Below are 13,445 nucleotides of genomic sequence, written 5' to 3'. Positions count from 1 at the left end.
TCCTTATTTACAAAAACACTGTAAAAAGGAACTTCCACAAGCTGCTCTAGAAGTCAACAAAAAAAGCTACTCTTTCTGCGAAAGAGCAGCTTTTTCAATACGTATTTGCTTGAAATGAGTGGTACATCGCTTCAATAGAAGCCTGTTCTAATGTGGGTCATTTCTATATGATATATTGCCATAGTGCGATGACAAACTTGTACAAAAAGTAGAATGCAAATCCAAGCAGAAGTACTCCTGCGAGACTGGAAACGAATTGAATTGTCTTCGCACTCATCATTTTACGTGTGATGGAAACGATAGAAAGTAGACCTAGATCATGCAGGAGAATACCGCATAGTATTCCCATTGCTGCGAAGATGAAACTTAGCTTGCCTGTGGATTGATACGAGTCCGATAACACGACCCCAAAGACAGAAACCCAAAACATCAGATTACCTGGGGAGATCGCAACCAGTAAACCATTACGATAAGTCCGCCAAAAAGAAGGAGGAGTTTGAGCTGCTTTTCCAACCGAGGTAGTGAGGTTTACATTTGAATTGCGTATAGAGTCATAACCTAAATAAGCCAAAAATCCAGCACCAGCCAGCCATAATGGAATCTGAACCCATGGAATGGACAGCAGCGCAGCGAATCCAAAATACATTGCAACAATCAAAGCCATATCCAGTGTCATTCCTCCCAAGCCAACTGCCCAGCCATGAAGGAATCCGTTGCGTAGCCCCTGCTTGGTCATCTCTACCGTGATTGCTCCTACAGGCATGGCTATAGCAAGTCCAATCAGGATAAATTTCACATAAATCTCCATAGTCATTTCCTTTCTAAAAGGATGGGTTACAGGGAAATTATAGCTTGTCTACTTGTCTTGCTTGTCCATTCATTCATCTGCTTGCTCTAGCAGTTTACGTACGTCTACACCTGGAGTGAAAATAAAAAAAATCGCTCTCCTCAAATTATCGGCTGGTATACAGCTTATTCAGAGGAGAGCTTGTTTAGAATGCGACTGATTTTATTGTTTTGCGTTTTGTTCCCGCAATGAGTGTAAAAAAGGACATTTAGATGGAGCGGTATCATCATCTCGCAGAAAATATTGTTTATACTCCAGATTTCCTTCCGCTCCGTACTGCTTTAATTCAGGATGTGCTGGGACAGTGTCATAAGCAGCCAATCGAGTACGAATTCGTGGAGAGATCGCTGCTGCTCTTTGAGGTTGTGCGTTCCATAGATCCAATACCCAGCGTGGTGTTAAAGCGAGCATGAAATAGGGGAAGTTCCGACTTTGTCGTGATCTGTGTGCTGGCGTACCACAGTAGACAAAGTACCGTTCGTCGTTGTAGCAAAATTCCCACATAGGATGTTCAGGATCTTCAGGAATATCGCTCGGCCAAGGCTTGTTATCCAAACCTCTGGTTTTGCTTAATAAGTTCCAGAACACTTTCTCATAGCCCAATACATCCCTTATCTCGTTTTCCTTCTCAAAAAAGATAACGAGTGAAGAATATTCTCCGAAAGAACGTGAAGATTCTCCATATTCCGTAAGAATGCGCGACAGATGATATTCGGCTGTTTCGTTTTCCGAATTTGGCACAAAACCAAATCGAAGGTGACCCAAGGCAAAGGCTTGAGTCGCTGGAATGCAGGGAAACCGGGCTTCACGGTCACTCATTTTGGAAGAAAACAATTGGTGAGCATCCCTCTTCCAGGCTTCGAGAGGAAGCTCTTCGCTCTCTAATTCTGAAGATGAAAACAACAACGACATGAACAGTCCTCCTTTACCTATAGGATATAACCCAGAGCTAAAATGGTGACTGTCTACTACAGCTTTTCTTTTAAAATCCGCTATACAAATGATGAACACCCAAAGATTGTTAACTTAGCGACTACATACAAATAGAAAGTTCGTAGAAACTAGAACAGTAAACTAACTTAGAATGGAGGACACCCATGTTTTTCTATCGTGAGGATCTGATTAACCTGATCGTTCCGGATAAGCCTGACCCAGCAGCAGCAAAAGTTCTGCAAGAAACCCTTGGTGGTCAGTTTGGCGAAATGCGGACGATGATGCAGTTTTTCTTTCAAAGTAGTAATTTTAGAGGAAATGCCACACAGTATAGAGATCTGTTACGAGGTGTTTTTCTGGAGGAGTTAAGTCATATTGAACTTGTTCAACAAACGATTAATCAATTGTTAACCGGAGCAGGAGCAGAAGGAGCGGGAGATGCAGGTGTGGATGGTGCTCCGCTCGATGAAGCTATTAAACATGCTAACCCACATCATTACATTATGGGAGCTCAGAGCTCTCTGCCCGTAGATGCAGCCGGCAATCCATGGCTTGGGAATTATGTATATGATCACGGAAATCTGGTAAGTAACCTGCTGGATAATGTGGTTTTAGAATCTACAGGTGTGCTACAAAAATCACGTATTTACGAGATGAGCAGCAACAAGGCGTTTCGGGAAACGTTAGCTTTCCTGATTGTTCGAGATAATGCTCACCAAAATGCATTTGCTAAAGCCCTGGAGACCTTAGGCGTGAGTTGGGGAAATATATTCCCAATCCCTAATTACGATATCAACAAGTATCCGGAGTGTCGGAAATATGTTGATCTGGGTTTCCATAATGCTCAGTTCAATTTCCGATTGGACAGCACACGTATCGCTGAGATTTTCAGTGGTCAAACGCCGAGTCGAAATGGCGGCGAACTGCAAGTGATCGATCCGCCACAAGGATATCCACTTCCTTATATGCCGGAACTTCCGAATGAACATAGTCCAGGCTTACATGATCTTAATGCATAAGAAGATACAATCCCAAAAAAGGAGCCAATATAATGGCTCCTTTTTACATTATTGCTTTCTATGTTATTGTTGGCGATTTTGGTTTGAATACGTGCCAAAAGATTGACCGTTGGCTGAAATGTTAGGGGTGTTGTACGGCTGCTCCAGGTAAGATACATGCTGAGATGATGTATTGGCAAGTTGTTGTGCAAGGCTAGAGATCTGTTGCAATTGTTGGATAGCCGTTTGATGTCCTTGCAGAGCGGTTTGAATAATATGAGCTGCTTGTTGCTCACGTTGTGCCAACTGTTCAAGTTGTTGAGCATTGCTTTGTTCTTGTCTCAAAAGTTGTTGATATTGCATGGATGCCTGTTGTGTTTGCTGCGTGAGCTGTTGAGCAAGCTGAGTGATTTGTTGAGTCTGCGAGAATTGATTCATGTTTAAAACCTCCTATGTGATTTGATTTACCTGAGTAGTATGTAAAGAGGTTCTAGGAAATATTCAACCTGCATTCTCTGAAATCAATTCATTTCCTGGTGCCATCCACTAGATATCTACCGGATCTTTTGTATGAACATTTTCACTGGAAATTGGGTAGGCTAAACGAAAGCAACATCAAATTGATACAGAAAAGGAATGACAAAATGAGTAAAGCATCAAGTAATTCATCAGAAGAGAAGAAACTAAAGTGGTGGCAATTAAGTTTGCTTGGTGTAGCAGGAACGATTGGGACCGGATATTTTCTGGGTTCCAGCCTTGCCATTTCTATTGGTGGTCCTGCTGTGTTGATAGCTTATATCTTCGCGGCTTTGGGTACATATTTAGTTTTTGATGCGCTCGCAAAAATGACGGCAGATCACCCGGAGCAAGGGTCATTCCGTTCCTATGCGAAGAATGCTTTTGGAAGCTGGGCTGGCTTCGCCAGTGGATGGTTCTATTGGTTCTCTGAATTACTCATTATGGGGAGTCAATTAACCGCATTATCCATTTTCTCACGGTTCTGGCTTCCATCGGTACCCCTATGGATCTTTGCTGCCGGATTCGGAATTGTGGGGATTTGCATTGTGTTTTTTGGCAATAAAGGGTTTGACCGCGTTGAGAATGTATTGGCAATCATTAAGATTGCAGCCATCATAATGTTCTTGGTGCTTGCCATTGGTCTTCTCGCAGGATGGATTGGAGGAACCAAGTATGAACATAAAGTACCGATGGATATGGCTACGATTTTTCCAAAGGGTGGAGTAGGCCTGTGGTCTGCGTTTTTGTTTGCGTTCTATGCCTATGGAGGTATTGAAGTGCTTGGAATCATGTCATACCGGCTGCAAAAACCCGAGGAGGCACCCAAAGCGGGGAAAGTCATGCTCATTGCACTATCAACTGTATACGTTGTTTCTATTGGACTGGCGTTGATTATGGTTCCGCTGAATGCATTCAACCCCAAAGAGAGCCCATTTGTTCTAGCTCTAAGCAGTGATCATCTGGCGTTTGTTCCACATCTTTTTAATGGCGTTTTGATTGTGGCAGGATTTTCAACCATGACAGCGTCTCTCTATGCTGTTACATCTATGATTATTACTTTGGCACAGGAGGGTGATGCTCCGAAGTTGTTCTCTAGAAAATGGAAGGAAAAATACCCTTTTTTCGCTCTTTCCATCATTGGCTGTGGGTTAATTGGAACGATCATTATGTCTCTTTTGCTTCCCGGAAAAGTATATGAATACATTACGACTGCAGCAGGACTGATGCTTCTGTATAACTGGTCGTTGATTTTGCTGTCCGCCGGCAAACTTTTGAAGTCAGGGAAGTTCGATAAAGTGAAACGATGGTTAGGTTTGTTGCTTATTGCTACAGCGGTAACCGGGACGCTTTTTCATACACTCAGCAGACCAGGATTCTATATCAGCTTGCTGCTTGTCTCATTGATTGTCATTAGCGACATCATTGTACAGCGAATTCGTAAAAAAAAGTCCTCAACAAAAACATCCAACTCCCAGAAAGAAGAAGATGAAGAACATGAGCAGAGTGCGACAGAGACGAGCAGTTTTCACATTACTGGTATTCGTCTACGCAAAAAAAGAAAACTTAAATAAAGAATAGAAATTGTATGGCTTTATATCCAAAGTAACATCCAAAACAGACTAAAGAGAGTCCGGAGATTATAGATATTCCTTTAAGGACATTAGGTGTTAGATATTTGCGAAATACACTTACTGCAGTTGCCATGAACACATCCCATAAGAGGACGCCAAAAATAATCGCCCCACTATAGATTAACAATTGATCCATAGGAGAATCATCCACTGCTTTGGCGAGTACAGAGCCGTAAATTCCTAGCCAGAACATGATGGAAAGGGGGTTGAATAGTGACATCAGGAATCCTTGAGTGAAAGACTTGGAAAGTTGAGAATGATCCCCTCTCATCTGAGAGGGAGCATGTGCTCCTGAACTTTTAATACTATCCACACCCGTATAGACCAATACAAAGCAACCAAACAGCCACAAAAACACCTTCACAAATGGAAGTTCAAGCAAATGCACAACGCCAAAATACACGAGCAGCATGTAAATGATATCCGCTGCGATTGCACCTAGTCCCACAAACCAGGCCGGCATAAAACCACCTCGGACCCCCTTGTCCAATTGTGCTGCATTAATGGGACCCATAGGTGCCGAGAGTGTGAGTCCTAAGAAAACATAACCTAGTAGTATATAAATAAGAATGCCCTCCTTTCCATACTGTATCAGTATATTCTTCAAGGTGTTTTTGTAGGACAAGATTAAAATAGGCAGTGAATATTTTTTGGACAAAAGATCCATATTATTCAGAAAACACAAAGAGGGTGATTGTATGCTCATACGTTGGATGGAAAAGGTATTAACATCACAGAAAAAAGAAGAACCATCCAATATACGAACACAGCATTCCGAAAGTATAAATGGTTCACTAGACAATAACCTAAATACCATTACCAAGGCATTTGAGTATAGTCCTGATTTTGTGGTTCGTGAGTTCATGCAGCCTGATACAAAAACCGCATCCCTTGCTGTGTGTTATATGCAGGGATTGACAGATCCATCACTTCTAGTGGAGCTAATGGATAACGTAATCCAAATGGTGAATAGTAATACTTTATTCGAAGAATCAGAACAGCCGGTGGATGCCTTAATGAAAAAAGGATTATCTTCGGGTGGCATCCAAAGTCTGGATACCTTCTTTCTTGTGTATGAAGCTATACTGACAGGTCATGTCGTTATTTTTATGGAGGGTGTACAGACTGTAATGTCAGTAGCAATCTCTGGAGGTGCAAGAAGATCAGTAGAGGAGCCCACATCCCAAACAGTGGTCAGAGGTCCCAAAGAAGGGTTTACAGAAGAGATCTCAACCAATATCACACTGGTTCGAAGAAAGTTACGGACACCGGACCTCAAGTTTGAAAAGCACACGATTGGTAAGTACACACAAACCTCAGTCGTATTAGCATACATTCAAGGCATAGCCAAACCTGAAATCATAGAGGAAGTCACGAGAAGGTTAAAAGCTATTGACACGGACAGCATACTTGAGAGTGGTTACATAGAAGAATTCATACAGGACGCGCCTATTACTCCATTTCCTACTCTAATTAATACAGAAAGGCCTGATACGGTTGCAGGTAGTCTTTTAGATGGACAGTTTGCGATTCTTGTGGATGGAACACCATTTGCGCTGATTGCCCCAGTTAACTTTTTTAATTTCTTTCACGCTCCTGAGGATTATTACCAGAGATATGATATTTCAACCTTTCTCAGGGCTCTTCGATTAATCTGTTTTCTGGTATCTTTATTGCTGCCTTCCACTTATATTGCACTCACCACATTTCAACAGGAGATGATCCCTACTACCTTATTGATTAATTTGGCAGCACAGCGTGAAGGTGTTCCTTTTCCAGCTTTGATTGAAGCATTACTTATGGAAGTTACGTTCGAGGTAATTCGTGAAGCAGGGGTACGAATGCCAAGAGCAATTGGACCGGCAATTTCCATTGTTGGAGCATTGGTTATAGGCCAAGCTGCTGTGGAAGCTGGTTTGGTTTCAGGGGCAATGGTGATCGTGGTATCCTTCACAGCGATATCCAACTTTGCTTTTCCTTATATCAGTATGGCTACAGCAATACGATTAATGCGTTTCCTATTTATGGTGATGGCAGGCACGCTTGGGTTGTTTGGCATACTCGCGGGAGCAATACCATTGTTGTGTCACTTGGTGTCGCTGAAGTCATTTGGGATGGATTATCTCACACCATACAGTCCATATTACAAATCGAACATGAAAGACGTGATACTGAGAGTCCCCTGGTGGGCAATGAAGAGTAGGCCGAACGAAACAGCAGATTCAACTAATATAACGAGACAGGCTGCACATCAATACCCATCAGGGTCTGATAATATTATAGATCGTATCAATGATTCCGAGCCGGGACAATGAAGGAGGACATTCGTGAATCGACGTAATTTCATATCCATAGTGCTGGTCTCAGTAATGTCCATGAGCGGTTGTAGTAATCACATCGAATTGAATGACTTGGGCATTACGACCGCAACCGGGTTTGACAGACAGAACGGAAAGTGGAATATTACTTACCAAATAATTACACCTCCAGCGAGCAGTGCGAATGGTACTTCAACTGGTGGTTCTCAAGCACCCGTTGATACCTTCTCATCGGAAGGCAAGACGATACCGGAAGCGCTGGCCCGCAGTAGCGTTAAGAACTCCAAAAAGTTATATTTTGCTCATTCCAGCGTCATTTTGATCGGTGAAGGTGCTGCAAAATACGGGATTGCAGAGATCATGGACCACTACTTCCGGAATATTGGATTGCGCGAAACAGTAAAGGTTATCATTGCAGATGGAGAAGCCAAAGAGTATCTTGAAAAATTGATTCCTCCAGAAAAACATCCGGGTCGTGCCCTATCGGAAATTTTGGAACGGAACCAAGAGGAAGGGGCGTTCTATCCTGTGATGAATCTTCATGAGATTGGTTTGAAAATCACTTCAGATAGCGGTTCTGCCGGGATTCCCACTCTAACAATGCCAAGACCAGCTAATAATATGAATTCAATCGACAGTTTTAAGCAGACGTCAACAACTGGAAAATTAAGAATCGATGGACTAAGTGTGTTTAAGAGGGACAAAATAGTCGGAGTGCTCAATCAGAAGGAAAGTTTGGGGATTTCATGGTTAACGGATCGTGTTAAACGAACGAACCTAAGCTATGTCGGGGAAAATGGAGAGATTAACTCATTCAATGTGAGAAAAGCAAATATCAAAGTTATACCAATAAAGTCAGGACGGCATTATAACGTTCAGGTGAATGCAAAAGTTGAAGCTGAGCTGGACGAGAGCACCTCGAAGAAAGATTTGACTAGCTCGCATACGATCAGTGAATTGGAGCAACAAGCGGAACAAACCATCAAAGCACAGATCCTACTTGGTTGGCAAGCAAATCAACGGCTACATGTCGATATGTTGGGGATTGCCAATAGAATACATCAAAGAGATCCACAAGATTGGAAAAAAATGAAAGACCATTGGCCACAAGAACTGGCACAAATGGACATTCAGATTAACGTGGATGTTAGTCTGAAAAAAGTAGGTTTACTTCAGGACTCGTTTAGTAAAATGCTTCAATCGGACAGTTCAGAACAAGACTAATATCAAGGAGATGTACATGGATGTCAACTCGAACTCTTCGCGTATCCGAATTAGCAGTTTGTCTTGCCTTGTTCGAAGTTGGAAGTACTACATTATTCCTGATTGGGGGGGAAGCCAAGCAGGATGCTTGGATTGCCATGCTTGCAGGAGCTGTTGGTGGCTTGTTGTTATTAATTCTTCACTTGGCTATTCACCACCAAGACCCTGAACTGGATCTGTTTTTATTATTTCGCCGTTATATGGGAAAGGTATTGGGGACCGTATTAAACCTTTCATTTATAGGTTATTTTGCCTATGAAGCTTCTCGAAATTTGCGTGATTTCAGTGAAGTTACTCAAATGACGCTGCTGCTTCGGACACCCATGTGGTTGATCAGCCTCATTACGATTATGATTGTTTCCAACGCTGTAAGATATGGCTATCGTGTGTTGTTTCTAATTTGTATGATTCTTTTCCCCCTTATTGTTCTGGGATATGCGTTGATCATCATTTTGATTCCTTCAACTGGCCTTTTTCACCCGGAATTCAGTTTGCCGATCTTGGAGAATGGTTTGACTCCTATTTTCAAGGCTGCATTTCCGGAGATTATTTCTTTTCCCTTTGGGCAAGTTGTGTTATTTTTAGTTTTCTATCCTTATGTGCGTAAAGATAAGAATTTAAATAAGGTAGTGGTGACTTCTTATATCCTGGTTGCTATAGGATTAACATTTATCAATCAACTTATTATTTTCGTACTCGGTCCTCAGATTGCTACATATAGTACGCTTCCGCTTCTGGAAACCGTTCAATTAATTGAGCTGGGCGAGGTGTTTGAACGGATGGATGCATTATTTACGTTGCTTCTTTTTCAAGGATTAGGTATCAAAATGGTTGCATTTCTACTTGGGGCCGTTATTGGGTTGGAGAGAGTGACCGGAGCGAATTATAAGAAATGGGTATTGCCACTGGGGATCATTATGTATGGTCTGTCTTTCATATCACCGACTTATACAGAACATATAGAGGTGGGGCTAGGTGCTGCCTTGATTTATTCATCTCCAGTATTTCAAATGATCCTCCCGATATTATTATTCATAGTTATTCTAGTGAAGAAAAAAACGAATGTGAACAAAAAATAAAGCCAGATTGATTTTTTCCATGACATGTCCATAACGACTCAGGCTAGGACTGGGCCGTTTTTTTGTTAACAAAATCAATAGGATAACAAAAGACAAAGAAGGAGAATGAAAGCTTCTCCTTCTTTGTCTCAACATTTCATTACAGAATTTTGTTAGCTTTTCAGGTTATATCTACTCCGAATCCGGTCTTTTGACTTGAAGCGGAGGTGGGATAAGCCAACCTTTTTCTTTATTCATTTGAAGAATCCGGAGGCCTATAGCCACTTTGGTCGCGTGATATTTGGCAAACAGAGCACCGATATCTTCTCGGATCGATTGTCCAATTGTTTGGCTCGCCGCAACCAGGCCTAGGGATGTATCAGCAGTCACTTTGGCAGCAATTTCGGGATCAGTGAATCTGGCACCAACCGGAATATCCTCAAGCTCTACATGTGGTCTTTCCGGAAGCGTTGGTGCAGGGGCAATACCATTTTCAGTTAGCAATGTGTCGCATTCTTTCACTTCAAGCTTGGCTTGATCCAACAAGTCATTAAGAATTTTCTTCAGATCTTTATCTCCTGCATGGTTTAAGTAGGCTTGATAGCAAGACACAGCACCTTTGGCTATCGTCGAGCATTGCCATACACTAAAGATCTCACCATAATGCATTGGTTCATTTTTGGGGTTACCACCTAAAATACCCATTTGTATTCCCTCCCAGAAGATCGTTGTCAACAAAAATTATGTTCTCCGTCGAGCAACAAGTTTATGCATCAGAGGAAGGGATGGATAATTAATTTCCGAAGACAACATCATATTTATTATGTAAACTAAATCAAATGAATGAGGAGTGGTTGTAAAAATAAAGATGAAAAAGACCAGCAATTTCGTTCTGCTGGTCTTTAACCTAATGTATCTTATAACGGAAACAGCGGATTCCCATTCATTCCGATCCAAAGATCTGATTTTTCAAGCTGACCAGCCAAATGTAATAGCCAATCTTCGTGTCCCTTCGTAGCCATAACTTGAACGCCCATTGGCAAACCTTCGGGAGTGATATGTACTGGCACACTCATCGCTGGTTGACCTGTCAGATTCGCCAACTGTGTAAAAGGAGTATACGTAAGGCTCGGTTCAAACATATCATAGATGAGCCGTTGCTGCTGGGTCTTGTCCAACTCGCTAACCCGCATCAGGTTACGAATCTGTTCGTCATGAGGTGTCAACTCTCCGATTTTTGGCGCAGCAAAAGCATTGACAGGTGTAACATAGAAGTCATAGCGCTCGAACAGTGTGGACATCTGAGCTGCTGCTACATCCCATTCCGCCAAACTATGTACAAATTCAGCAGCGGATACTTTTTTGCCAGCTTCAGCGAGTACCCACGATTCAATCTCCATATCATCTGCGGTGAGTAAACGACCTAAGCTATGTTCCATCGATGAGATCATCGCGGCCATCTCACCGCTGTTCATCATATAATAGTTTTCCATCAGGCGTACGCCATTGACTGGACTTAGTTTTTCCTCCACATGATGGCCCTGAGCTTCCAAGAAACGAACGAGTCTCATCACGGCCTCTTTGGCATCTTCGCTGACAGGTGTACCGACAGGTGAATCGGTTGTGTACGCAATCTTCAGTTTTCGCTGATGCGGATAATTCATATCAGCAAGATAACTCCCTGGGAATAATGGAGCTTGGAATGCTGCTTCAGGCTGAATGACTTGCAAGGTATCGAGCAGGGCAGCACTATCCCTTACCGAGCGGGACAACACAAAGTCAATGGAAGCACCTTGCCATTGCCGACCTACACCGGGCCCCACCGGTGTGCGCCCACGAGTTGGTTTAAGTCCAAACAATCCGCTGAAGGAGGCTGGGATTCGAATGGAACCTCCGCCATCACTTGCTCCGGCTAGGGGGACAATTCCTGAAGCTACAGCAGCGGCAGCGCCACCACTTGAACCGCCTGGAGAATGGTTCACATTCCATGGATTGCGTGTAGGACCATGAAGTTGGGGCTCAGTAATATTTTTCAGTCCGAATTCCGGTGTATTCGTGTGACCGATTACAATAAAGCCTGCTTCTTGCAAGCGTGTTACGAAATTCGAGTTCCTTAGAGCACGATGCTCGCTGAATAGACGCGAACCTGAGGTAAGCTTTTCACCTTCCAGAGACTGAGAAATATCTTTTAAAAGTAAGGGTACACCCGCGAAAGGTTGTTCTCCAGGTCGAACTGTGCCAGCTTCCTGCAGAGCACGGGATTCATATGTACGAATGACGGCGTTAAGTTGGGGGTTGACTTCTTCCAGACGGGCGAAAGCGGCTTCGAGCAATTCAACCGGAGATACTTCCCGGGCGCGAATCAACTCGGCAAGTCCTATGGCATCATAGGAGGTATATGAGAATGAAGACATCGATTATCGTTCCTCTCTATAAATAGTTCATGTACAATGCAAGTTTGACGCATCGTACCACTTCAAATGTATCACCTCTAAGGACAAAAGACAAAACAGGTCTTATTAAGAATAGAAAAGCACTGCTCACCTCGAAGGTGTAACAGTGCTTGAGTGATTAAACCAGTTGATAAATAAAAATGGTTACTCTGTGCGAAGTTTAGGAGCAGTATCCGAAATGGGTGTAGTACGTTCCTGTTGTTTGGAGATCGCAAACAGTGCGATCCAGATTAAGATAAAGCCCAGCAGTTGCTCCCATGTAATTAATGTTCGGAAAGCAATCCAGTTCACAAGCACACCCGCCATCGGGAAACTAAGTTCTGCGAGCGTTGCAACAGAAGCTTTCGTGGACGACAAGCCTTTATAGTATAGAAGCAGACTGAGCAAACCTGGGAGTAGTGCCTGCCCGAGAATATTCAGAATAACGGCAGCTTGGGCTCCTGTACCTGCTGGAAGTGTCCACGGAGCACCTTCATTCCATGTCATGAAGAACAGCAGTGGAAGCGCAACGACGAATCGGAGGGAGGTGACCGTTTCGTATCGTGCCTGCCCCAGCATCAGTCGTCCCATAACGGTAGATCCGCCCCACAAAGCTGCGGCACCTAGAGATAAAAGACTGCCAGCATGAATCCAGTTGTTCCAACTACCTATCGGTAGTGTGAAGCCAAAGGTAAGCAGATATGTTCCTACCAGCGCAATAATGAACAGTCCTCCAAAATGGCGTGGTAGGGTTTCTTTTAACAAGAACTTCGCCAGTACGATAGCGAAGAGTGGCTGCATTTTTTGCAATAACAATACTGTATTGGGATCGTTATGTGTCAGCGCCAATGTGAATAGTACGGTCGCTAGTGCCGATCCACCCCAAGATATAAAGATGACGGCGATCCAGTGCCGCAGTCGTAACTGCTTCAGATCATCACGAAATTTCCATAAGACTGGAATGGCAATCAGGCTGACGATAATGTGTTCAATAAGTACAATCTGTGTAGATGTCATCGTTTCTAGCAAAAGGATGCGAAATAACGGATCTACACCCCAGAGGGCAGCACCAATGACTACTAGCCAAAAACCGGTGCTACCACGCTCCTTGCGATAGATCGTTGATGATGATGTGTTTTCCATATTCAGGACTCCTTCGTCAGAACACGGAATCTTCAGTTGGTAAAATCGACAAAATCCCCCGTACTGGCGTACGCCAAATAAACGGGGGACCATTCAAAGACAAGACGATGGGGAAGAAGACTTCCCGAATACGGCCTGCCATTGTGTTGATCTTCTCTCATCCGGACTATACCGTCGGCCTTGGAATCTCACCAAGTCAGTCGCTGTAAGAGCCAAAGAAGCACAAACAGCGAGTCGCGGGCTGGTTCTACTAGAACATCACCGCCGGTTGGGAATTGCACCCTACCCCGAAGATCCTATTCA

The 13,445-nt window shown here is 43.3% G+C and carries 12 protein-coding genes and 1 riboswitch; of the genes, 5 read left to right on the top strand and 7 right to left on the bottom strand.

Annotated elements, in window-relative coordinates:
- Nucleotides 1-163: 163 nt before the first annotated feature.
- Both PQG66_RS07265 and PQG66_RS07260 read right to left on the bottom strand, forming a co-directional pair.
- Nucleotides 164-808, bottom strand: a complete 645-nt coding sequence (locus PQG66_RS07265; protein ID WP_272036802.1) for a LysE family transporter — start codon at nt 806-808, stop codon at nt 164-166.
- Nucleotides 809-1,009: 201 nt separating this feature from the next.
- Nucleotides 1,010-1,759: a YqcI/YcgG family protein gene (locus tag PQG66_RS07260; RefSeq protein ID WP_272036801.1), complete on the bottom strand. Its 750-nt coding sequence runs from the start codon at nt 1,757-1,759 to the stop codon at nt 1,010-1,012.
- A gap of 185 nt (nt 1,760-1,944) precedes the next feature.
- On the opposite strand from PQG66_RS07260, the gene PQG66_RS07255 reads away from it, so the two are divergent.
- A complete protein-coding gene (locus PQG66_RS07255; RefSeq protein WP_272036799.1) occupies nt 1,945-2,799 on the top strand; it encodes a manganese catalase family protein in 855 nt (284 codons plus the stop codon).
- A 63-nt stretch (nt 2,800-2,862) separates the two neighbouring features.
- On the opposite strand, the gene PQG66_RS07250 is transcribed toward PQG66_RS07255, so the two are convergent.
- Entirely contained in the window at nt 2,863-3,216 is a 354-nt protein-coding gene (locus tag PQG66_RS07250; protein WP_272036796.1) for a hypothetical protein, read from the bottom strand.
- A gap of 206 nt (nt 3,217-3,422) precedes the next feature.
- Here PQG66_RS07250 and PQG66_RS07245 point away from each other — a divergent pair, with 206 nt between their 5' ends.
- Nucleotides 3,423-4,868 (top strand): amino acid permease, encoded by a 1,446-nt coding sequence (locus PQG66_RS07245; RefSeq protein WP_272036795.1) that lies wholly within the window; start codon nt 3,423-3,425, stop codon nt 4,866-4,868.
- On the opposite strand, the gene PQG66_RS07240 is transcribed toward PQG66_RS07245, so the two are convergent.
- On the bottom strand, nt 4,861-5,493 hold the full coding sequence (locus tag PQG66_RS07240; RefSeq protein ID WP_272038102.1) for a LysE family transporter: 633 nt from the start codon (nt 5,491-5,493) through the stop codon (nt 4,861-4,863). The genes PQG66_RS07245 and PQG66_RS07240 overlap by 8 nt on opposite strands.
- 133 nt (nt 5,494-5,626) lie before the next feature.
- On the opposite strand from PQG66_RS07240, the gene PQG66_RS07235 reads away from it, so the two are divergent.
- From PQG66_RS07235 to PQG66_RS07225, 3 genes are read left to right on the top strand one after another with little or no spacing between them, the layout of a single operon-like run.
- Entirely contained in the window at nt 5,627-7,243 is a 1,617-nt protein-coding gene (locus tag PQG66_RS07235; RefSeq protein ID WP_272036794.1) for a spore germination protein, read from the top strand.
- A gap of 12 nt (nt 7,244-7,255) precedes the next feature.
- Nucleotides 7,256-8,470 carry a Ger(x)C family spore germination protein gene (locus PQG66_RS07230; protein WP_272036792.1) on the top strand — a complete coding sequence of 405 codons (1,215 nt, stop codon included), beginning with the start codon at nt 7,256-7,258 and terminating at the stop codon, nt 8,468-8,470.
- Nucleotides 8,471-8,490: 20 nt separating this feature from the next.
- The gene (locus tag PQG66_RS07225; RefSeq protein WP_272036790.1) at nt 8,491-9,588 is read left to right on the top strand and encodes a GerAB/ArcD/ProY family transporter; all 1,098 of its coding nucleotides are present in this window, start codon (nt 8,491-8,493) and stop codon (nt 9,586-9,588) included.
- A gap of 171 nt (nt 9,589-9,759) precedes the next feature.
- Here PQG66_RS07225 and PQG66_RS07220 read toward each other — a convergent pair whose 3' ends face one another.
- The 3 genes from PQG66_RS07220 to PQG66_RS07210 all read right to left on the bottom strand — a co-directional run bounded on the left by PQG66_RS07220 (nt 9,760) and on the right by PQG66_RS07210 (nt 13,142).
- Nucleotides 9,760-10,272 carry a DUF3231 family protein gene (locus PQG66_RS07220; RefSeq protein WP_272036789.1) on the bottom strand — a complete coding sequence of 171 codons (513 nt, stop codon included), beginning with the start codon at nt 10,270-10,272 and terminating at the stop codon, nt 9,760-9,762.
- A gap of 212 nt (nt 10,273-10,484) precedes the next feature.
- Nucleotides 10,485-11,981: an amidase gene (locus PQG66_RS07215; protein WP_272036787.1), complete on the bottom strand. Its 1,497-nt coding sequence runs from the start codon at nt 11,979-11,981 to the stop codon at nt 10,485-10,487.
- Nucleotides 11,982-12,164: 183 nt separating this feature from the next.
- Nucleotides 12,165-13,142 (bottom strand): DMT family transporter, encoded by a 978-nt coding sequence (locus tag PQG66_RS07210; protein WP_272036785.1) that lies wholly within the window; start codon nt 13,140-13,142, stop codon nt 12,165-12,167.
- Between the two features lie 145 nt (nt 13,143-13,287).
- A riboswitch (FMN riboswitch) is annotated at nt 13,288-13,441 on the bottom strand.
- Between the last annotated feature and the right edge of the window lie 4 nt (nt 13,442-13,445).

The organism is Paenibacillus sp. JJ-100, assembly GCF_948329825.1.
Classification (GTDB): domain Bacteria; phylum Bacillota; class Bacilli; order Paenibacillales; family Paenibacillaceae; genus Paenibacillus.
Note: the sequence above shows the minus strand (reverse complement) of the source record. Positions and strands in the feature narration are given on the sequence as shown.